This is a genomic window from Homoserinimonas sp. (assembly GCF_056262345.1).
This window is the reverse complement of sequence record NZ_JBACFR010000224.1, coordinates 12,554-34,142: the sequence shown is the minus strand read 5'-3', so window position 1 is coordinate 34,142 and position 21,589 is coordinate 12,554. Positions and strand designations below refer to the sequence as shown.

Sequence of the window (21,589 nt, the reverse complement as noted above, 5' to 3'; positions counted from 1 at the left end):
GCCTCTGACATGCTCGTCACCACGATCATGTGTGTGCTCGGCGTCGACATGGTCGTCAACAATCACGTGCGGTTTATCCCCATCATGCTCGTGCTCGCCATCATCGCGGTCTTCGCGAGCATGACGGTGGCCCGATACGTGTCCAAGCAGTCGGCAGAGGATCGGCCGTCGCATCAGAGCCCGGTTGCTAGAGGGAGAAACTCATGACTCTCGACAGTGTGCTCGATATTCTTGCCGCCATCTGTCTCGTCGGCGCAGGGCTTCTTTCGGTCGCAGCGGGCGTTGGCCTGATTCGGTTCCCGGACGTGCTCTCCCGCATGCACGCCGCCACAAAACCCCAGGTGCTGGGTCTCATGCTCATCGTCGCGGCGATCGCCCTCTCGGAGCGCAGCATCACGACTCTGCTCATGCTGATCCCGGTGGTGCTGTTCCAGATGCTGACGGCGCCCATTTCGGCCCACATGATCGGTCGTGCAGGCTATCGAGCTGGCAACATCGACGAGGATTACCTGCTCGTAGACGAACTCGATGACGCCATCGAGCGTGCCCAGGAGGGTGCCGAGGCGCGTGAGGTCGTGGAGCAGGTCGCTCCGCAGGGCCCGCGAGACTAGCTCGCTGGCTGCCCGCTAGCCCGCTGGCTGGTGCCCCGCTAGCCCGCTGGCTGGTGCCGCGCTGGCCAGCCAGCTGGTGCCCCGCTGGCTGGTGCCCCGCCCCGCATCCGCTGAGGGGCGTCATATGCGGCTTCCAGCTCGCCGCGAAGACACATTTCGGACCCCTCGGCAGGGGTGGGCGAAGCTCTAGACGTCGACGCGGTCGAAGAAGCGGCCGGTCACGGCGGTCGGGATGATGCGCACGTAGTGCTTCTTCTCGGTCGGCGCCCAGGGGTTCAACGGTGCAGCGTCGGCGTCCCGCACGTCGGCGGGGTCGGTGAGAACGCGGGCGGTTCCCTTGACGACAACGCTCCACGCCTCGACTCCCGTTGACCCGTCGATCTCAAAGGCGACATGGGAGTTGGCCGTGAGTGACGCAAGTTTGGTTCCGGGGGCGGTGCGGAACAGCAGCGTCGACCCGTCGGCGAAGTAGTTGATGGGAAAGATGTCGACGTCGCCGTCGGCACTCACCGCGAGGCGGCCTAGCGAGTTCGCCTGAAGCATCGACCAGCACATCGCGTCGTCCAGGTGGTGGATCGGATGCTCGTTCTGCGTCATTGCGGTGCTTTCGGTGCGAAGGGGGTGCTGTCGGCGTTATGCCGTTGGGGGCGCCGCGTCAGCCTCTGGCGAGCTTCTCGAAGAGCTCTTCGTCGGCCGCGAGGCGACGAGGCGACAGCCAGAGCCCGACCGCAAGTGCGACGAGGGGACCCGCCGCGATCGACGCGACCCAGATCCATCCGCCGTCGAAGGGCATTCCGAGCCACGTGAGCGCTGACCACACGACGGCGCTAACCGCAGTGCCGATCGCGGGGAGGAGCGCCATGCCGCGCGTCGAGAGGCGACCGACGGCGAAGTGAACGCCGAACGAGAGAAAGAGCCCACCGAGAACGGCGAACAGCATCTCCATGTTCACGCTACGAAGCCAACCCTGCGCGGTGTCTCTGCGCCGATTTCGATGTAGCCGAACGATGCGACGGGAACCAGGTAGAGGCTGCCCTTGTCGTCGGTGAGGGAGAAGTACTTGGCGTCGGAGTCGACAGCCTTGGCTACGAGTGCCTGGATTTCTGCCGCTGTCTGGCTCGACTCGAAGTTGAGCTCGCGGGCGCTGTTGATGATGCCAATTCGAATATCCACGTGCTCAGATTACGACACAACGGCCCAGGGAGTGCGCGCGTTCGTCGTGGGCGCAATCGCGTCGTCGATGGGCTGGCATCCGATGTCGGGGGCGGGCGCTAGCGTGGTTTCTATGCAGAACGAGGGGGAGCGCGCGGCGCAGGACGAGGGCGACGGCGCACTCGTTCTCGATGCGTCGCAACGTGCTGTGCTCGATTTGGCCCCCACGGCATCCGGCTCCGTCATTGGGGCCCCCGGGTCTGGCAAGACCACGACGCTTGTCGAGCTGGTCGCGGATCGGGTGAACCGGCTGGGCTGGCAGCCACACGAGGTGGTCGCCCTCACCACGGGGCGAATAACCGCAACGCGTTTGCGCGACCGGTTGGCTCTGCGCGTAGGGCGGCCGACCACGGGTCCGCTCGCCCGCACGGTCAACTCCCTTGCCTTCGAGGTGGTTGGCCACTCCGCCAGGCTGCATGACCGCCCCCGGCCCCGGCTTATTACGGGTGGCGAGCAGGACACCGACCTCGCGAGCATGCTGAGCGGCCACATCGAGGACGGCACTGGGCCGCACTGGCCGGAGCACCTCGACGACACGGTTCGGCAGCTCAAGGGCTTTCGCACCGAGCTGCGGGAGCTGATGATGCGCGCAACCGAGTTTGGGGTGACCCCCGATCAGTTGCGCTCGCTCGGCCGCGAGCATGACCGCCCCGAGTGGGTCGCCGCGGGCGACTTCATCTCTGAATACAGCGCGGTGCTGGGGTTGTCTCGCCCCGACCAGCTCGACTCCACCGAGCTGGTGCGGGCCGCAGTGTCGGCGATTGACCGCGGCGAGATCCCCGATTCGGTGGCGAGCCTGCGGATGGTCGTTGTCGACGATTTTCAAGAGGTCACCGAATCCACATTGAGCCTGTTGCGGAGCCTGGTTTCGCGGGGCATCGCTGTGGTCGCCTTCGGTGATCCAGACACCGCAGCGAACGCGTTTCGTGGCGGAGAGCCGCACGCGCTCGGGCGGCTCTCATCCGAGCTCGGTCTGGCCCCGGTCGCGCCCCTGTACCTCTCCACTGTGCACCGGCAGGGCGGCGACGCAGCCGCCCTCGTGCGCAGGGTCACATCGCATATTGGTACGGCATCCGCTGGGCAGCAGCGCAGCGCAGCCTCCGCCGATGGCGCGCGGGGGAGCCTGATCACGGTGCTGGCGCCGACGCCGTCGCGGGAGTGGTCGACGCTGGCGCGGCGGCTGCGTGAACGCCATCTGCGCGAGGGCGTTGCATGGAACGACATGGCTGTTGTCGTGCGCAGCGGTGGCCAGGTGCCAGCGATCGCGCGGGCCCTTGCCCTGGCGGAGGTGCCGACGCGAACCACCCTGGCCGCGCGTCCCCTGCGCGACGATGGCGCGGCGCGCAGTCTTCTCACGGTTATCGATATCGGCATCGGCCGGACTCCGCTCACGGCGGAGCTGGCGACGACTCTGCTGCTGAGCCCGTTCGGTGGGCTCGACCGCCTCGACCTTCGTCGGCTGCGCCTCGCGCTGCGCGCTGAGGAGATCGCGGGAGGGGGCAACAGGCTCGGCGATGAGCTCGTGCTCGACGCCCTGAGCGCCGTCGGCCGGTTTGCGACGATCGATCATCGGGTGGGGCGTCGGGCGGAGCGGCTCTCCGGCACCCTCGCGGGCGTGCGGGAGGCGTTCGAGGCGGGTGCCACGATCGAGGAGCTTCTGTGGCTCGCGTGGGAGCGCAGCGGCCTGCCGCGCACCTGGCACGATGCAGCCCTCGGCGGTGGCATCCTCGCGGCGGAGGCCAACCGCAATCTCGACGGCGTGCTCGCTCTGTTCTCCGCGGCGAAGCGCTTCGTCGAGCGGGACCCCGACGCGCCCGCTCGCGTGTTTCTCGACGAGGTGCTCGACGCCGATGTGCCGGAGGACACGCTGTCGCCGCAGGCGAGGGGAGAGTCTGTTCTCGTCACGACGCCCGCCGGCGTTGTGGGCCTCGAGTTTGACACCGTTGCCGTGTCGTCGCTGCAAGATGGAATCTGGCCCAACCTGCGCATCCGGGGCACGCTGCTCGGGCCGCAACAGTTGGTGCGCACGATCGGAGGGCTCGCTGATGCGACCCTCGACGAGCGCCGCCTGGTGAGAGACGACGAACTGCGGATGTTTGCTCTGGCGATTTCGCGGGCGCGCAGCGAGGTCATTCTCTCGGCGGTAGCGAACGACGATGAGGCACCGAGCATGGTGTTCAGTCTCGTGCCGGACGGCACACCGACCCTCGACGCCTCCGCCACGGTGCCGCTCTCGCTCAGAGGGTTCACGGGCCGTCTGCGGCGTGAGCTCACTCGCCCGTCATCGACCGATGTGGCTCGGCGCCACGCCGCGGCGGCCCTCGCCAGACTGGCCGACGACGGCATCGCGGGGGCCGATCCCGCGCACTGGCACGGGCTCATCGAGCCGTCGACCACCGAGCCCGTTTTCGGTGACGACGAGCAGGTGCCCGTGTCGCCATCGCGCTTGAGCGCCTTCGAAGAGTCGCCGCTCGACTGGTTCATCGACACGATTGCCGGGTCGGCGCCCAGCACCGAGATGAGCCTCGGCACGATCATCCACTGGGCTATGGAGACGGCGGAGGAGGCGAGCGTCTCGGCGATCTGGGAGTCGATCGAGAGCCGGTGGAATGAGCTGCTGTTTGAGTCGCCGTGGCTCGCCGAGCAAAAGAAGACGGCGGCCAGGACGCTTGCCGCGGGCGTCGCCGAGTACCTCGCCGACTTCACCCGTGACCGAAAGCAGCTCATCGGAGCCGAGAGCGAGTTCACCTTCGACCTGGAACGAGCGACCGTGCGCGGCACCATTGACCGGGTTGAACGAGGGCCCGATGGCAGTGTCGTCATCGTTGACCTCAAGACGGGCTCACCCATCACCAAGGCATCCGAGATCGAGACGCATCCGCAGCTGGGTGTCTACCAGCTGGCCTATGCCCAGGGGCTCCTCGACGAAGCCCTCGACGCGCATGGCGAGCATCGACCGGGTGGCGCCAAGCTTCTCTTTGTGAAGCAGGGGGTGAGGGGCAAGTCTTATCGCGAGGGGCAGCAGCCTGCTCTTACCGAGGAGCAACTGGAGGAGTTTCGCAATCGCATTCGGCTTGCGGCGCTCGGCATGGCCGCAGCATCCTTCCCCGGAATGAATGACATCGATGAGCGGCGCTTCGGCGCCGCCCAACGCCGGTTGCACAGGGTAAGGGCGGTCTCCAGTGACTGATACGGCGGTTATGCGTGACGACGATGAGCTAGCGCGCGCCGACGTAGCGGCGTCGCCAGCGAGGGTGTTGAGCGCCGACGAGATCGCCGATGCACTGGGGCAACACCGGCCCACCCCTCAGCAGCGCGCTGTCATCGAATCCCCCCTCGAGCCGGCCCTCGTCGTGGCCGGGGCGGGCAGCGGCAAAACAGAAACCATGGCATCCCGAGTGCTGTGGCTTATCGCCAACGGCCATGTTTCCCCTGGCCAGATCCTGGGGCTCACCTTCACCCGCAAGGCCGCAGGGGAACTCGCCGAACGCATCCGAAACCGCATTGCGCAGCTGGCGGATGCTGGCCTCGTTCCCGGCGAGCACGATCCGTTCGATACCCCAACGGTGGCCACGTACAACTCGTTCGCCAACACCATTTACCGCGACAACGCCATGCTGCTGGGGCGAGAGAGCGACGGCGACGTGCTGGGGGAGGCGTCGGCGTGGCAGCTTGCCAGGAGCATCGTGATCGCGAGCCAGGATGAGCGGCTCGCCTCGGTGGATAAGAGCCTCGACACGATTACGAGGGCTGTGCTCGATATCAGTCACGGGCTCGCTGAGAACATCGCCGACGGCGATGATGTTGCGTCGATGGCCGCGGGGTTCGCTCGCATCGCCGACCTGCCTTCCGGCGGGCGGGGCGCCTACGCCGAGATTGAGAAACACGCTGCCGTCGTGGGCTCGCTGCCTCTCCTGATCGACCTGGCCCGCCAGTTCGAGCGGGCCAAAGCCGAGCGCGGTTTTGTCGAGTACTCCGACCAGGTGGCGTTGGCGCTCGAGCTGGTGCGCAAGGTTCCCCGCATTCGCGACGACCTGCGCGGCCAGTATCGGGTTGTGCTGCTCGACGAATATCAAGACACGAGCGTCGTGCAGACCTGGCTGCTCTCGGGCATCTTCGGCGGGCATCCCGTGATGGCGGTCGGGGATCCGCACCAATCGATCTATGGATGGCGCGGCGCAAGCTCTGCCAACCTCGAGGACTTCGCCCGGCAGTTCGGCGAGCCGGCCACGAGCGTTGCCGAGTTCTCGCTCGCCACGAGTTGGCGCAACGGCCACCGCATCCTCGAGGCCGCGAATGCGCTTGTCGATCCTTTGACAGCCACGACGAGGGTTGCCGTTCAGCGCCTTCAGCCGGCGCCGACGGCCACCGATTCCCCGATCTCCTTCTCCTATGAGGAGGATCTCGCGGCTGAGGCAGACACGGCGGCGCGGTGGCTAAAATCCCGCCTCGCTGTGCCCGTGCGCGATGGCGCAGGGGTCAGGGCGCCGAGTGCCGCGATGCTGTTTCGCACCCGCAAGACCCAGGCGGTCTTCATCGATGCGCTGAGGCAGCACGAGATTCCCTTCCATGTGCTCGGTGTCGGAGGGCTCATGGAGGAGCCCGAGATCGCCGATCTCGTCAGTGCCCTCACGGTGATCAACGACCCGGCCGCAGGCTCGGAGCTCGTTCGGCTGCTCTCGGGCTCTCGATGGCGAATCGGTGCGCGTGACCTCCACGGGCTTCGCCGCATCGCATCGCGGCTGCGCGATCGAGATTTTGCCCACCGGCCGCTCGACGACGAGATTCGGACTCGATTGCGGGAGTCGGTTTCTGACGACGACGGGGCATCGATCGTTGATGCTCTCGACTTCGTAGCAACGGCCAAACCCGACCACGGCCTGATCACGGGGATTAGTGACGAGGGGCTCGCTCGACTCCGCGACGCCGGTGCCGTGCTCGCTCGGTTGCGATCCCGCAGCGGCCTCGACCTGCTCGATTTTGTGACGATGGTCGAGCAGGAACTCATGCTCGATATCGAGGTCGCCGCCAACCCCGACCGTGTGCTCGGTCGGGCGCCACTCGACGCCTTCTTCGACGCACTCTCCGGCTATCTCACGGTGGATGATTCCCCCAGCCTGAGGAGCTTTCTTGGCTGGCTGCGGGAGGCCGCCTGGCGCGACAACCTTGCGCCGCGGCCGGAGGAGGCGGAGCCCGGCACCGTGCAGATCATGACCATTCACGGCTCGAAGGGCCTCGAACGGGACATCATCGTCGTGCCTCGGCTCGTCGACGGTGAACTGCCGGGAACCCCCCTTGAGGGAACGGGCGCATGGTTGGGGTTCGGCCGCCTGCCGTGGGAGTTCCGGGGGGACGCCGCCGAGCTGCCCACCTTGGAGTGGCGCACGGCCGAGACCCGCAAGGAGCTTGTCGATCTCATCGCCGACTTCAAGGCGGAGGTCTCTCAGCACCATGAGCGCGAGGAGCGTCGCCTCGCTTATGTGGCAATTACGCGGGCGCGGCATGACCTTTTGCTCACAGGATCCTTCTGGTCCGGCCAGGTCAAACCGCGGCGGCCGAGTTCGTTTCTTGTTGAGCTCGCGGCGCTCGGCATCGTTCCTCCGTTGCCCGAAGGGCCTGCGGAGGAGTTTGCCCCCGATGGCGTCGACGAGTTCGATGTGGTGTGGCCCTTCGACCCGCTCGGGGGCCGGCGCTCTCGGGTTGAGGCCGGCGCTGCCCTCGTGGAGGAGGCTCGCCTGGCCCTGACCGCGGGCACCGAGGTGACCGCGGGCGCATGGCAGGACGATCTCGACCTGTTGCTCGCAGAGCGCAAGCGGCGCACCGAACCAGCGGGCAGGGCTGAACCGCCGATTCGGGTGCCCGCCTCCCGCTTCAAGGACTATGTGACAGATCCGGATGCTGTGGCCGCCGCGCTGCGCAGGCCCATGCCCGAACGCCCCTATCGGGCTACTCGGCTCGGCACGCTTTTTCACGAGTGGGTGGAGGACCGCTACGGGGTGCATGGTTCGAGCGAAGAGCTCGACGCATTCGACGATGAGATCGACCTCGGCGACACCGTCGATTCGGCCGTCCTCAGCCAGCAGGTTAAGTTTGACGAGCTTCGACGCACGTTCGAACGGTCGCCGTGGGCCAGCATCCGGCCCGTCGACGTGGAGCGGGAGATTCACCTGCCGCTCGCCGATCGTGTCGTGATCTGCAAGATCGACGCCGTCTACCCGCTTGAGGGCGACCGGTTTCAGGTTGTGGACTGGAAGACGGGCAAGGCCCCTCGCGATGCCAAAGACCTCGAGGACAAGCAGCTGCAGCTTGCGCTTTACCGGCAGGCCTATGCCGAGTGGCGCGGCATCGACCCTGAGCGGATCGACGCCGTGTTCTACTACGTCTCAGACGACGCGATCATTCGGCCGGAGCGCATCTTCGATCGGGCAGAACTCGAGGCCCTCTGGCGGGCGTCGCGCACGCGCTAACCCGAACGCGCCAGCTGACCGCTCGGCCTAACGCGCGCTTACGCGCTGTCGCTGCGTCGATCCCGTGCGTCGAGCATGGCTTCGACCTCATCAACAGCCATGACCGGGATTGTGTCGTGCGTGATGTTCTTGTCGAGGTTGTTCTCGACGCGGTCGACAAGGTTGTGCAGCATGGAGACGGCGTCGTCGATGACCTCGTTGTCGCGCGTCTGGGTTCCGTGCAGCAACCACTTGGCAAGCTGGAGCTCCGCATAGAGGCGGGCGCGCTGCACGATCTGCCGGTCGCTTGAGCCTCGGGCCAGCTGATAGGAGTCCACGATGCTCTGAGCAACGGAATCCGGCGCTCCCATCGCCCAGAAGAGGTCCTGCGCCGGGTCATCGACGGCGAGGGATTGCCAACCGAGAACGCCGCAGACTTCTCCGCCGGTCTGTCGGAACGACGACGTCGAGATGGAGCCGTTGACCACGGTGGGCACAAACTGCCACAGCGCCGTGTCTTCTGTTGCCCGCTCCCAGCGGCCGAGGAGCGTTGCGGGCACGAGGCTGGTCGCCGACGCCCGATCCATGAGAATCGAGACGGCTCGAAGAACCTCGTGGGGTGCGCGCACGGGCAGCCCTGCGTCGGCGACGAAGCTCGTGGGCAGCAGATGGATGGCCGCGATGGCGCGGCCAATCGAGGTGGCGAGCCCCTCTCCGGCAGGGATAGAAGCGAGGTGAACGGGGTCGCCATATACGTGCTCGAACACCACGGCGCGGGTCGAGTCGACGGCCGTTTGCCCCACGATCTTGCTGACCTCAAACGGCAGGCGACCGCGAACTCCGGTGCTGAGCGCGGAGAGTGACTGGATGTCCGCGGACTGCTCGTTTTCTGCCCGCTCGGTGGTGGGTACCCGCACAACGAAGTGGCGTCCGTCGCCACCCGTGATGATCGCGGAATCGAAGTCGCCGTTATCGCCCGTGTCGTAGCTTCCCACTTGGCGCACGTCGAGACCATCGACTGCGGCGGTTGCCAACGCGGCTAAAGTGAGATGCGATCTTGCCATACCTACAGGCTAGGTCGACATACGCCGCCAGGGGTCTTACGCCACGCGTGTGGCGAATGCCCGGTGGGCATACCTTTCAAGATTGGTTCGTCTGCATGCTCCGTGATCGTGACTCCCGTTTGCCCGTGTGGCGTTCGCAGGTGGACCGCGATGCCCCGCTGCGCATCCGTGACGATGCGCTCGACATTCTCTTGGCAGACGAGGCGACACGGGTGCTTGCCGTCCGCCGTGGATCCGCCCTTTCGCAGGGCAGGTCGCTCGCTTTAGTGCCGCTCGCGGAGCTTCCCGAAGGGGCAATCCAGTCGGCGGATGCTGTCGTCTACCTGGGCCGCTCGCTCGATGAGGGCGCTCCTGAGCCCGTCGGCACCCCGGTCATCGCCGTTGCCGTTTCTGAGCCCGTTGCGCAAAAACTTGAGACGCCTGGCCGCACCTGGATTAACCTCCGCGCGCTCGGGGGTGACGCGTCGAAGCGCGACACAGAGCTGCTGTCGCAGGCATTTGCCGTCATCAACTGGCACACTTCGCACGGTTTTTCTCCGCGAACGGGCGCCGCCACCGTGCCGGTGAGCGCAGGGTGGGTTCGCAAAGGTGTTGACCCTGAGCACGAGATTTTTCCCCGCATCGACCCGTCGGTGATCGTGGCGGTTCTGGATGCTGACGACCGCATCCTGCTCGGGTCGAATGCGATGTGGGAGGCCAACCGGTTCTCGCTGCTCGCGGGCTTCGTGGAGCCGGGTGAGTCGCTTGAGGCGGCCGTCGAGCGCGAGATCCTGGAGGAATCGGGAATCTTCGTGACCGATGCCCATTACCTCGGCTCACAGTCGTGGCCTATGCCGGCATCGCTCATGCTGGGGTTTGCCGCGCGGGTCGACCCCGAGCGCGAGTCGCTTCTGCGACCCGACGGCGAGGAGATCTTGGAGCTTCGGTGGTTCAGCCGCGAGGAGCTGAGAGACTCCCTCGACTCGATTCTGCTCCCGGGGCGGGCGTCGATCGCCCGGTCGATTCTCGAGTGGTGGTTCGGGGAGCCCATCCCCGAGGGAAAAGCCACCGGTATCTCCCGGTGAGTGGGGTAGCCGACGCCGAGGCGCTCCTGGCTCGCCTCGATTCCGAACAGCGTGAGGCCGCGCTGGCCACCCACGGCCCTGTCTGCATGCTTGCCGGTGCTGGCACCGGCAAGACCACCGCGATTACCCACCGAATTGCCTATGGCGTCGCGTCGGGCGTGTACCCGCCGAGCAAGGTCATGGCGCTCACCTTCACGGCCAAGGCGGCGGGGGAGCTGCGGTCGCGCCTCAGACGGCTGGGCGCGTCGGGCGTCTCTGCCCGCACCTTTCACGCCTCGGCCCTGGCTCAGCTCAACTTCTTCTGGCCTCAGGTGATCGGCGGCACCATGCCCCGCATTGTGGACAGCAAGGGACGACTGCTCGGCCAGGCAGCCGAATCTCTGGGGCTCAAGCTCGACACGGCAACCCTTCGCGATCTGGCCGCGGAGATCGAATGGCGCAAGGTGTCTCGACTAAGCCTCGAAGAATACGCCGAGGCAGACCGGGCGTTGCCAGCCACCGTGAATCTCGACCGCATGGTTGCGTTGCACAAGGCTTACGAAGACATCAAAGATTCACGTCGGCAGATCGATTTTGAAGATGTTCTGCTCGCGACGGCGGGCATGATCGAATCCGAACCTCGCGTGGCCGACCATGTGCGGGAGCAGTACCGCTTCTTCGTCGTGGATGAGTACCAGGATGTCTCCCCGCTTCAGCACTATCTGCTCCAGCTGTGGTTGGGCGACCGCCAGGATGTGTGCGTCGTCGGAGACGCCAGCCAGACCATCTATTCATTCGCCGGGGCATCGTCACGCTTTCTCCTGCGGTTCCCCTCTGAATACCCCGAGGCAACGGTTGTGCGCCTCGAGCGCAACTATCGCTCAGCCGGTCCGATCATCGAAACCGCTAACCAGCTCATGCGCGATCGCCCGGGTGCCCTCGCCCTGCGCCCCGCGCCACCGGCGTCGCCGTCGGCCGCCAAGACCAAGCAGCCCGCCGCCCCCACCTTCACCGCCCACGCCTCGGATGGTGCGGAGGCTAGGGCTGTCGCCCGGGCTATCGAAGCCGAACTGGCCGAGGGTGTCGAGCCGCAAGACATCGCTGTTCTGTATCGAGTGAACTCGCAGGCGGTTCTGCTCGAGGCGGCCCTGGGTGACCTCGGAATCACCACGAGGCTCACGGGAGCGACTCGGTTTTTTGAACTACCCGAGGTGAAGCAGGCGATCATGATGCTCAAGGGCGCGGTCGTCGGCGGTGCCGCCGAACCGCTGTTCAAGACCGTCAGCGATGTTCTGCGCTCGCTCGGCTGGTCGCAGCAGGCGCCGGAAACTCGCGGGGCAGTGCGTGATCGCTGGGAGTCTCTCAACACGATCATGACCCTCGCGGAGGAGGCGGGCAGGGGCATCCCGCTGCGTCGATTCGTCGACGACCTGAGCGATAGGGCCGCAACCCAGAACGAACCGACCATGCGCGCCGTGACCCTCGCGACCATCCATGCGGCTAAGGGCCTCGAGTGGTCGAGCGTCTACCTCGTTGGACTCGGCGAGGGGCTGCTGCCCATCACCTATGCCAAGGATGAAGCGGCGATCGATGAGGAGCGGCGGCTGCTCTATGTGGGGATTACGCGAGCACGGGATCGACTGGCGCTCTCGTGGGCAGCTGCAGGACAGGGCGGCCAGCGTCAACCAAGCCGTTTCCTTGCGGAACTGCGCACCCGCACTCCTGGTGCACGCTCCACTCGCGGCTGACGCGATTGCCCGTCGCAGCCTCGATGCTCGTTGAGGTCGACGCCGGGGTCTCGCCTCCTGCGAGCCGTGCCTCGATCAGGCGCATCACGTGCGCCGTGACTTCGGATGCGAGCAGGCCGGTATCGAGAGCGCTTCGCCGCCCCCACAGCTGGGATGCGATGGCGGGCCATGCCGCGTCGTCGTCTCGACGATGCAGGTCAAGACAGTGCAGGCAGGCGGTTCGCCCTGGCTCCACCAGCGGTCCGAGCCGAACGGCCTCGTCGCCGAGCACCACAGGAAGGTGCGCAATATCGCGCCGAAGCCATTCGCCTCGCTCGCTCGGCACCGTTACGTAGTGAGAGACGATCACGGCAATCGCGGGGCGCTGGGTGGCCGGCTCCCTGAGCAGTCCGCGCTCATCGAGGGCAAATCGCAGACGATCCGCCGTGATGCCCACTCCGGTGACCACAACCCCGTCGGGGTCGGCCGGCACCGGGCGAGGCACAAGAGCGGGGGCGAGCAGGCCGAGAAGGGCGTCGACGTCGTGCTGCGCTATCGCGGCGGCGTCGGCGATGAGACCCAGCGCAGGTCGGCTCGTGCCGCCGACAAGTGCAGCGAGCAGGCGTTCCTGCGCATTGGTCACGCCGGACATCACCACCGCCGGGCGATCCACCCCGATCTGCAAGCTATCGGGGCTGCGCCAGACGAGGGGGAGTCGGGGGTCGATTCGCAGGGGCACGCCGTCATGATGGAGCACTCGGCGGGTCAGCCGCCGAAGTTTTCCACACGCCGCCTGTCTTAGCTTTCTGTGGGGCGCTCGCCGTTGTCGTCGCCGAGCAGCTCTTCGATGGCCCTGTCGATGTCATCAAGCTCTGGCTCGGGGCCCGTAAGGCGGGCGATGAGCTCAGCAGGGGAGTCGATATCGGCCGAGGTCGGCACAAGGTCGGGGTGCGACCAGAGCGCGTCGCGTTCGTCGGCGCCAACGGCATCCGTCACCTGCTGCCACATGGCCGCAGCCTCCCGCAGACGACGGGGCCGCAATTCGAGCCCCACCAGGGTGGCGAAGGCCGACTCGGCCGGGCCGCCCGATGCCCTGCGGCGACGCACCATCTCGGCGATGGCGGCGCTCGATGGCAGCCGCGTCGTCGCGCTCGCCGTCACGACATCGACCCATCCTTCGATGAGGGCCAGAATCGTCTCGAGCCGAGTGAGGGCCGCGATCTGGGCTTCCGTCTTGGGCGGGATGAGCGCGCCACTCTGCAGAGCATCCCGCAACTGCTCCGGGTTGGAAGGGTCGAAGTCGACGGCGAGCTGCTCAAGCGGCTCCGTATCGATGTGGATGCCACGGGCATATTCGGTGATCGCCGAGATCAGCTGCAGGCGCAGCCACTTGGCGTGACGGAACAGGCGGGCATGGGCCAGCTCGCGAACCGACAGGTAGATCTGCACCTGGTCGGCCGGAATGTCGAGGCCCTCACCAAACGCGGCGACGTTCTGCGGCAGGATCGCCGCCTGGTGCTCCGAGACTCCCTCGGCGCTGAGCAGAGGGATGCCGATGTCGCCGCCGGAGACGACCTCGGTCGAGAGCTGGCCGACAACCTGGCCGAGCTGCATCGCAAACAGCGTGCCGGCGATATTGCGCAGCAAAGGGCCGGCGTTCGTGAGCATGCTCGCGATCTCTTCAGGAGCCTGCTGGCGAATCACGTCGGTCAGAGCATCCGCAATGCTCGTGGCGACGGGCTCGGCAAGCTGGGTCCACACGGGCATCGTTGCCGAGACCCATTCGCTGCGGCTCAGGATGCGGGGCTCGACGGTGAGTTCGGTGATCGAGGTGACCTCGCCGAGCCACAGGGCGGCGATCGAGAGAACCTGGTGGAAGGCCTCGCGGTCGGCGGGGGTGACGGCAGAGACGTCGGCGGAGGCGATAGCGATGGCCTGTTCGCGAGCGACATCCCAGTTGATGCCGTCGCCCGACTGCTGAAGCGCGCTCTGTAGCTGGCTGATCAGCTGAGCAATAAGACGGGGGTCATCGGGGAGCCCTGCGGCTCCTGCGAGACGCTGCGGGTCGATGTCGGAGTTGCCGGAAAGAAGCTCCCGAAGCATCTCCCGGAACTCCTCCTCTGGGTCGCGTTGGGAATCATCAGCCATACGAACTACGCTAGCCGCTGCATCCTCTGGATGCCTGTGTTTTGACCGGAGGCAGCCGCCTCGACTGTGCGCCCGTGGCGAACAGCGCTGCGAAAGGACCACGGTGTCGCTCTTCACCACCCCCACCGACCGCCAGGGCAGAGATCGGTTGCCTCGACGGCTGCGAGTGGGATGGACCCTCGTTCTCGTTGCTGCCGCCGCAATCGTGGCGTTTTCGTTCCTGCCGACCCCCTACGTCATCCAACAGCCCGGGCCCGTCTTCGACACCCTGGGCACGGTCGAGATCGATGACAAAGAGGTTCCGCTCATCGACATCGATGCCGAAACCTATCCGACGGATGGGTCGCTCGACATGCTCACGGTGAGCGTTGTCGGCAGCAGGGAGACGCGGCCCAACTGGTTCTCGGTCGCGCAGGCCTGGTTCGATTCGAGCAAGGCTGTGCTGCCCCTCGACTCGGTGTACCCACAGGGCGTCACCCTCGAGCAGAGCCGCGAAGAGAGCCGCATCGAGATGGAGAACTCGCAGCACGATGCTGTAGCGGCGGCCCTGCGCCAACTCGGCTACGACGTGCCGACGACCCTCACCATCGCGACCGTAGAGGAGGGTTTCCCGGCCGAAGGGCTCCTCGAGGTGGGCGATCAGATCGTCACCGTCAACGGTGAGTCGTTCGCCGATGTTGCGAGCATGCGTGAGGAGCTGGCCGACAACGGAACCGAAAGCCCCGCGACGATCGAGGTTGTCCGCGATGGCGAAGCCACAACGCTTGAGGTGACGCCCGTGCCGAGCGAGCTGACGGGGGTGCCGATCGTGGGCGTCGCCGTGCAGGTCTCCTATGAGCTGCCGGTCGATGTGACCATTCGGCTCGACAAAGTGGGCGGCCCGTCGGCCGGGCTGATGTTCGCGCTTGGCATCTACGACAAGCTCACGCCGGGCGATGAGACCGGGGGAGAGAGCATCGCCGGCACCGGGACGATCACGGGGACCGGCGAGGTCGGGGCCATCGGCGGGGTTCGGCAAAAGATGTACGGAGCCCTCAAGGCGGGTGCCGACTGGATGCTCGTGCCGGCCAGCAACTGCGCCGACGTTGCAGGAAACGAACCGGATGGGCTCTCGGTTTTTGCCGTAGCAACGCTAGACGAGGCGCTCACGGCACTCGAGGGAATCAGCGGCGGATCCACGGACGATCTGCAGACCTGCGACGCCGTCGCGGCGGCCGCGGCTCGCTGAAAGGCGTTCTCGCAGGATCGCAGTATTCCGGCACGTTAAGCTAGGCGTACGACGCCCGAGTTCTCACCAGGAGTACAGTGACTTCCGCACAAGCCCAGACACCCAGCTCAAGCAAGCGGGGAACGCTCGTCATCACGGCAGTAATCATCGCTGTTGCCGTAGTGCTGTTCTTTCTCTTTTCCGGCCTCTACACCGACTGGCTCTGGTACGAGCAGCTCGGGTTCGAGTCTGTTCTGACCACTCAGTGGCTCGCCCGAAGCGTAATGTTCGCCATCGGTTTCGTGGCCATGGCGGTGCCCGTCTGGGCCAGCATCGAGATCGCGTTCCGCAAACGCCCGGTCTACGCCAAGCTCAACGCGCAGCTTGACCGCTACCAGCAGGTCGTCGAGCCGCTGCGTCGCCTCGCGACCTTCGGCATTCCGATCGCGTTCGGATTCTTTGCGGGAATCGCCTCGGCATCCCGCTGGGAGGTTGCGCTCATGTGGCTCAACCGCACCCCCTCCGGTGAGGTCGACCCGCAGTTCGGGCTCGACATCTCGTTCTACCTGTTCGAGCTGCCGTTCTACCAGGGCGTCGTCACCTTCGCCTCGGCGGTCGTCATCATCTCCGCTCTTGCTGCTCTCGCGACGAGCTACCTCTATGGCGCGATTCGCGTCAGCGGGCGCGAGGTGCGTATCTCCAAGACGGCGCGCATCCAGCTTGCGGTCATGGCCGCCATTTACCTGCTGCTGCAGGCGGTAGCGTTCTGGCTCGACCAGTACGCGACCCTCTCGGAGTCGAGCAGCGGGCTCATCACGGGTGCGTCGTACACCGACGTCAACGCCGTGATCCCCGGCAAGGCGATCATCGCCGGTGTTGCCGCCTTCGTCGCCGTGCTCTTCTTGATCACGGCCTTCATTGGCCGCTGGCGCCTGCCGATCGTTGGAACCGCGCTGCTCATCGTGAGCGCCATCCTCATCGGATCGGTCTACCCGTGGATCATCCAGCGCTTCCAGGTCGAGCCGAGCGCCCGCAGCCTCGAGTCGACCTATATCGAGCGCAACATCGAGGCAACTCGAACCGCATACGGTGTTGAGGATGTCGTGGAGACGCCGTACTCGGCCACCTCCACTGCAGAGCCCGGCCAGCTGCGTGACGATGCCCAGACCACCGCGAGCATCCGCATCCTTGACCCTGCGCTGGTGTCTGACTCGTTCCGTCAGCTTGAGCAGATCAAGCAGTACTACTCGTTCGCAGAGCACCTCGACGTTGACCGCTACGTAGTCGACGGCGAGACCCAGGACACCGTGATCGCGGTGCGCGAGGTCAACTCCGCCAACTCGGGTGGGCAAAACAGCAAGTACAACCAGACGTTCGTCTACACGCATGGTTATGGCGTTGTTGCGGCGGCCGGTAACCAGCGAACCGCAGATGGTATGCCGGAGTTCACGGAGTCGGGCATCCCGAGCACGGGAGTCCTGGGCGAGTACGAGCCGCGCATCTACTTTGGCGAGTCGTCTCCCGAGTACTCGATCGTCGGAGCGCCAGAAGGTGCGCCCAAGATTGAGCTTGACTACCCCTCGGGTGGCGAAGAGAGCAACCAGAACGCCACGACCACCTACCAGGGTGACGGCGGGCCCAAGCTCGACAACTTCTTCAAGCAGCTGATCTTTGCGATCAAGTTCCAGTCGGAGCAGATTGTGCTGTCGGATGCGGTCAACTCTGACTCGCAGATCCTCTACGACCGCGACCCGCGTCAGCGTGTGCAGAAGGTTGCGCCGTACCTCACCCTCGACAGCGATGCCTACCCGGCCGTAGTCGACGAGAAGGTCGTCTGGGTTGTTGACGGTTACACGACGAGCGCGCAGTACCCGTACTCGCACGTTGAGGCGCTGAGCACCTCAATCGTCGACACGTACACCGAGGAGCCGCTGGTTCCGCTCGACCAGATCAACTACATCCGCAACTCGGTCAAGGCGACCGTCGATGCCTACTCCGGTGAGGTCACCCTCTACGCGTGGGACGACGAGGACCCCATCCTCGAAACGTGGCAGAAGATCTACCCGAGCACGATCAAGCCGGCCAGCGAAATGAGCGAGCAGCTGCTCGACCATGTTCGCTACCCCGCCGACCTGTTCAAGGTGCAGCGCGCCATCCTCGGCACGTACCACGTCACCGATTCGAACTCGTTCTACTCGGGCGACGACGCATGGGCCACCCCGGTTGATCCAACGGCTCCCGCCGCAACCGCCAAGGCTCAGCCGCCGTACTACCTGTCGATGCAGCTGCCCGGCATGGAGGCCCCGGCGTTCTCGCTGTACTCCACGTACATCCCCAAGTCGGCGGGTGAGTCGCGCAACGTGCTCACGGGCTACCTCGCGGTCAACTCCGACCCGGGCGAGGACTACGGAAAGTTCACGCTGCTGACGCTGCCCAAGCAGGACACGGTGCCCGGCCCCGGCCAGGTGCAGAACAACTTCAACGCCGACCCGACGGTCTCGCGGGAGTTGAACATCCTGAACCAGGGTGCGACCACGGTCAAGAAGGGCAACCTGCTGACCCTGCCGGTCGGCGGAGGGCTGCTCTACGTGCAGCCGGTCTACGTGCAGTCGACGGGTGAGACCAGCTACCCGGTTCTGCAGAAGGTGCTCGTCTCCTTCGGTGACAAGATCGCCTTCGAAGACAGCCTGGATGCTGCGCTCGACGCAATCTTCGGAGGAGACTCCGGCGCGGCCGCCGGCGACCAGGATGTTCCGGGCGTGACGCCGGGAACGCCCACCACTCCGACGACGCCCGACACGGATGAGCCGACGGATGGCGCGACCGGCGGCGACACCGGCACCGAGTTCGAGCAGGCTCTGGCCGACGCTCAGTCAGCCCTCAAGGAGCGCGAGGCCGCGTACGCTGCCAACGATCTCGTTGCTGCGGCCCAGGCCGACCAGAAGCTCCAGGACGCCCTGGAGCGGCTCTTCACCGCATCCAACTAGCGCTGCACCGAAGCCGCCCGTGGTCAAGCGGGCGGTTTCGGTGTGGTAAAGTTGTCTCTTGTAACGCGGGGTGGAGCAGCTCGGTAGCTCGCTGGGCTCATAACCCAGAGGTCGTAGGTTCAAATCCTGCCCCCGCAACCAAGGCTGGTTCATGAAATGCTTGTAACAGCATCATGAATTTGCACAGAAAGGGCCGGTTTCGCTGAAAAGCGAGACCGGCCCTTTGTTGTTCCTGCACATTTTCTTTCTTGGCTGAACTTCAGCCAAAGAATTTTGCCCATTAACGACGTCCAGCCTGCTTTTCGGCAGGCTGGATTGTCTGGGTACTGCAGGAAGCTAGTTGTGTGAGGTGCCTTAGCGTTGGGCGCTGAGGGCAGATCTGCCGGGGGTTCGGCTGAGGGGCTGCCCGGAGGGGTCTTTTCGGCGCCGTGCGCGGTGGCGGGGTCCGCCGTCTTCGACGCGGCTTGCCTCTGCGGTGAAGAATGTCGTGATTCGCTCGATGTTTGAGGAAACGACTGCGATGGCCATCGCTAGGTAGTTGAACGCGTATCCGCGTCCGGAGCGCTTTCTAGGGTTTGCCATGTCCTCGCGCCCGTTCTTGAGGAGGTTGTTGGATGCCTCGACCAGGCTGCGCATCCCGAAGTAGCGTCGCCATTTAAGGGACCGGTATCGCAGTGGCTGGAGGTGTTTGATCGGTTGGGGCGCGTTCTTTCCGCCTTTGCTGCGGTTGGCGTCGCTTTTCGGGAGCAGTGGCGGAACGGAGATGCTCGTTGTGGCGGGAGCGTGTTCCGGAGCCTGCGGCATCTTTTTGATGTCGGGGTAGCTGAATCGTTGCCACCCGTCAGCATCGGGTCGGCCCTTGGGGATCATGCGGTATGGCTCGCGATTAGCGATGAGTTTGTCGAGTTTCGCGAGCGGACCCGCAAGCTCGTCGCGGACTTCGATAGCTGCTTGGTAGTCGCTCTCGGTGATGTTGTCGTGGTTCGGCTTGTTCAGGTACCGCCAGATGGTTTTCTCGGCGGCTTCGGCTTCGCCAAGGAAAGTTGCGTTGCTGGCGGTCGCTGTGATGAGGCCCTCGGGCATCCAGTTCACGTGCCAGTTACCGTCGACGAGGATGAGGTCTTCGTAGTAGCTCTGGAGGCCAAGGTCGAGGGCTTTGTAGTCGAACACGGGTCGCGCCCCCATCCGCCTGATGGGGATGTGGAAGTTGTCTGGATTCTCGCCGTTGTAAGCGCGATCGACTATCACGTAGGGTGCGGTGAATCCGAGGTCGATGTGGCGGCGGACGAGCTCTGCCGCGTGGCCCGATAGTTTGCCGGGATTGTGACAGCTGATTGCGGTGATGAGGGAAGGGAACTGCTGGTTTTCGCCAGGCTGGTTCCACACCATGACAGCCGTTTCAAGCTCATAGGCGGCTTCGTCGGTTCCCGCTCCGGTGCCCTCGTGGTTTCCATAGCGTGCGTAGCGGGTGGAGAAGGCGTCGGGGTTGCTCCGGTCTCCGTCGCCGGTGGTGTTCTTGGGGCCTCTGATGCGTCCTCGCGTGGCATCGATCGCTGCGTTCCCCTGGTAGCGGCTCCAGATGTCTCTGGGCAGGAGGCGTAGAGAGGCTACGACGAGGAGGTTGCAGAGGACGTCGAGTCGCTGTTGGTTGCGCTCTCGGCGGTGTGTACCGTCGGCTGTTGCTTGGGCGGCCAGGAGGGCCCGGAATTCGTCGGCCTTGAGGATGCGATTGCGGGGTGCCGGATAAGGGTCAATGGTGTGAACGAGCCTGTTGGCGGCACGCCAGATGCGGTTGTACCAGTCGTGGCGGTCTCCCTCCGTGTCGCTGATGCCGAGAGTGGCGAAGTGCTCGATGGTGAGGCGGTGGTGGATGGTGTCGGCGAGTTCGGGGTAGGTCACGCCTCGCCCTGCCTGCATGTTGAGCAGGAACAGAGCCAAGACTGCGCGGGCGGGGATGATGGCGGGTCGACCGGCGTTGCCTTTTCGGTCGGCTCTGGTCCATGCTTCGATCTGCTCGATTGCCCCGGAGGTGTCGACGATTCGGAGCGCAGTGTTCAAGTACGCGCGCGGAACAGGGTGGGAGCGTGTTTCTTTCTCGTAGTCGTGGTGGGAGAGGCCGAAGGTTTCCCTGAAGCGTGACTCTAGGAGGTTTGCGCCGGTGGCGGTCAGGTGGAGTGGGGTGCTCATGAGCGGCCAGCTCCGCGAAGTGCGCGACGGTAATCGATGTCGTTGGCGGCTTCGATGTACTCGAGGTAGTGGTGCAGATTGTCGAACTTGGTAAAGCCAGCGGCGCGTTGTAGGTCCTTCATCGGGGTGGAGGCCTTGAGGTGGCTGAGAATCCACGTCGCTCGCAGCCTTGCGCTATTGGGCGCCTCTCCTGCACTGCTGGTGGCGAACTCGTTGATGAAGTTCTTGTTCTTCACCGTGCGACCCGGAGCACCCCACAGGGGGCGGCCGGCGGGGCGATCTGTAGCTATTTGGATTGCCCACTTTTCCCACTCGTAGGACACCGGTACCATCCGGGCTGTTGCGCCGCGCACTGTGACGGTCACCCCGTATGCGTCGCTGACGATGTCCGCGGGCTGAACGAGCAGGATCTCGGCCGGACGGAGTCCGGCGCCGGCAATGAGGGCCAGCATGGCGCGGGCGTTGTGACGCCCGATCGCAGTTGGCTGCCCCTTCGCCCACGCTACGACGGAGTTCATCTCTTTGTCGGAGTACGGAGCCTGGATGACGCGGCGTCGAATCGGCGTGAACTCGGTCACGCTGTCGCTGGGTGCAACAACCTCAGTGACGCGGGCAAGCACCGAACGGTAGGTCGCAATTGATCCGTCAGAGAGGTTGAGGCTGTTGCAGTAGAACTCGATGAGTCGTCGGGAGAAGATCGCGGTTGACTCTAGCGTCAGCCCCTGTTCAGTGACGGCCCAACGCACGAAGCCCGCGGTGATCTTAAGGACGCGATCGGCAGGATATGACGAGGCCGCTGCGGTGAGCACTGCGGCATCGAAAACAAACTCCCGAATCGCGAGCCATTCACGCTCTGAGCCATTCGGTGCGTACTGCTGCAATGAGGCAATCACCTCCTCCGGTTCGGAGCGGTAGTGACGCCCATCCAGTATCGCATCCTCACGCGGCGGCGAATCG

The 21,589-nt window shown here is 65.3% G+C and carries 15 protein-coding genes and 1 tRNA gene; 9 read left to right on the top strand and 7 right to left on the bottom strand.

Translation table 11 applies throughout. From position 1 onward, the window contains the following. A partial coding sequence (locus AC062T_RS10950) for an MrpF/PhaF family protein (RefSeq protein WP_476029972.1) occupies positions 1–207 on the top strand: 207 nt, incomplete at its 5' end. Continuing rightward, positions 204–611, top strand: a complete 408-nt coding sequence (gene mnhG / locus AC062T_RS10945; RefSeq protein ID WP_476029970.1) for a monovalent cation/H(+) antiporter subunit G — start codon at positions 204–206, stop codon at positions 609–611. The genes AC062T_RS10950 and mnhG, both read left to right, overlap by 4 nt. Before the next feature lie 186 nt (positions 612–797). Here the strand turns inward: mnhG and AC062T_RS10940 are convergent, their stop codons facing one another. From AC062T_RS10940 to AC062T_RS10930, 3 genes are read right to left on the bottom strand one after another with little or no spacing between them, the layout of a single operon-like run. Beyond that, positions 798–1,208 carry a pyridoxamine 5'-phosphate oxidase family protein gene (locus AC062T_RS10940; protein WP_108515514.1) on the bottom strand — a complete coding sequence of 137 codons (411 nt, stop codon included), beginning with the start codon at positions 1,206–1,208 and terminating at the stop codon, positions 798–800. A gap of 58 nt (positions 1,209–1,266) precedes the next feature. Then, on the bottom strand, positions 1,267–1,557 hold the full coding sequence (locus AC062T_RS10935; protein WP_108515516.1) for a hypothetical protein: 291 nt from the start codon (positions 1,555–1,557) through the stop codon (positions 1,267–1,269). Between the two features lie 2 nt (positions 1,558–1,559). Then, positions 1,560–1,784 (bottom strand): DUF3107 domain-containing protein, encoded by a 225-nt coding sequence (locus AC062T_RS10930; protein ID WP_476029967.1) that lies wholly within the window; start codon positions 1,782–1,784, stop codon positions 1,560–1,562. A 31-nt stretch (positions 1,785–1,815) separates the two neighbouring features. Here AC062T_RS10930 and AC062T_RS10925 point away from each other — a divergent pair, with 31 nt between their 5' ends. Then, positions 1,816–5,013 (top strand): PD-(D/E)XK nuclease family protein, encoded by a 3,198-nt coding sequence (locus AC062T_RS10925; RefSeq protein ID WP_476029965.1) that lies wholly within the window; start codon positions 1,816–1,818, stop codon positions 5,011–5,013. Continuing rightward, positions 5,006–8,290, top strand: coding sequence for a UvrD-helicase domain-containing protein (locus AC062T_RS10920; RefSeq protein WP_476029963.1), 3,285 nt, complete (start codon positions 5,006–5,008; stop codon positions 8,288–8,290). The genes AC062T_RS10925 and AC062T_RS10920 overlap by 8 nt, the downstream gene beginning before the upstream one ends. 38 nt (positions 8,291–8,328) lie before the next feature. Here AC062T_RS10920 and AC062T_RS10915 read toward each other — a convergent pair whose 3' ends face one another. After that, positions 8,329–9,333, bottom strand: coding sequence for a phosphotransferase (locus AC062T_RS10915; RefSeq protein ID WP_476029961.1), 1,005 nt, complete (start codon positions 9,331–9,333; stop codon positions 8,329–8,331). A 95-nt stretch (positions 9,334–9,428) separates the two neighbouring features. Between AC062T_RS10915 and nudC the strand changes: the two genes are divergently transcribed. Continuing rightward, positions 9,429–10,397 (top strand): NAD(+) diphosphatase, encoded by a 969-nt coding sequence (nudC, locus tag AC062T_RS10910; RefSeq protein ID WP_476029959.1) that lies wholly within the window; start codon positions 9,429–9,431, stop codon positions 10,395–10,397. Next, positions 10,394–12,124 carry an ATP-dependent helicase gene (locus AC062T_RS10905; protein ID WP_476029957.1) on the top strand — a complete coding sequence of 577 codons (1,731 nt, stop codon included), beginning with the start codon at positions 10,394–10,396 and terminating at the stop codon, positions 12,122–12,124. The genes nudC and AC062T_RS10905 overlap by 4 nt, the downstream gene beginning before the upstream one ends. 777 nt (positions 12,125–12,901) lie before the next feature. Here the strand turns inward: AC062T_RS10905 and AC062T_RS10900 are convergent. After that, a complete protein-coding gene (locus AC062T_RS10900; protein WP_476029955.1) occupies positions 12,902–14,251 on the bottom strand; it encodes a zinc-dependent metalloprotease in 1,350 nt (449 codons plus the stop codon). Positions 14,252–14,354: 103 nt separating this feature from the next. Here AC062T_RS10900 and AC062T_RS10895 point away from each other — a divergent pair, with 103 nt between their 5' ends. The 3 genes from AC062T_RS10895 (at position 14,355) to AC062T_RS10885 (ending at position 18,586) form a co-directional block, all read left to right on the top strand. Continuing rightward, positions 14,355–15,479: a YlbL family protein gene (locus AC062T_RS10895; RefSeq protein WP_476029953.1), complete on the top strand. Its 1,125-nt coding sequence runs from the start codon at positions 14,355–14,357 to the stop codon at positions 15,477–15,479. Positions 15,480–15,556: 77 nt separating this feature from the next. Further along, positions 15,557–18,445, top strand: a complete 2,889-nt coding sequence (locus AC062T_RS10890; protein ID WP_476029951.1) for a UPF0182 family membrane protein — start codon at positions 15,557–15,559, stop codon at positions 18,443–18,445. 64 nt (positions 18,446–18,509) lie between these two features. After that, positions 18,510–18,586, top strand: a tRNA-Met gene (locus tag AC062T_RS10885). 213 nt (positions 18,587–18,799) lie between these two features. Here the strand turns inward: AC062T_RS10885 and AC062T_RS10880 are convergent. Next, positions 18,800–20,632, bottom strand: coding sequence for a hypothetical protein (locus AC062T_RS10880; protein WP_476029949.1), 1,833 nt, complete (start codon positions 20,630–20,632; stop codon positions 18,800–18,802). After that, the gene (locus AC062T_RS10875) at positions 20,629–21,525 is read right to left on the bottom strand and encodes a hypothetical protein (RefSeq protein ID WP_476029947.1); all 897 of its coding nucleotides are present in this window, start codon (positions 21,523–21,525) and stop codon (positions 20,629–20,631) included. The genes AC062T_RS10880 and AC062T_RS10875 overlap by 4 nt, the downstream gene beginning before the upstream one ends. Positions 21,526–21,589: the final 64 nt, after the last annotated feature.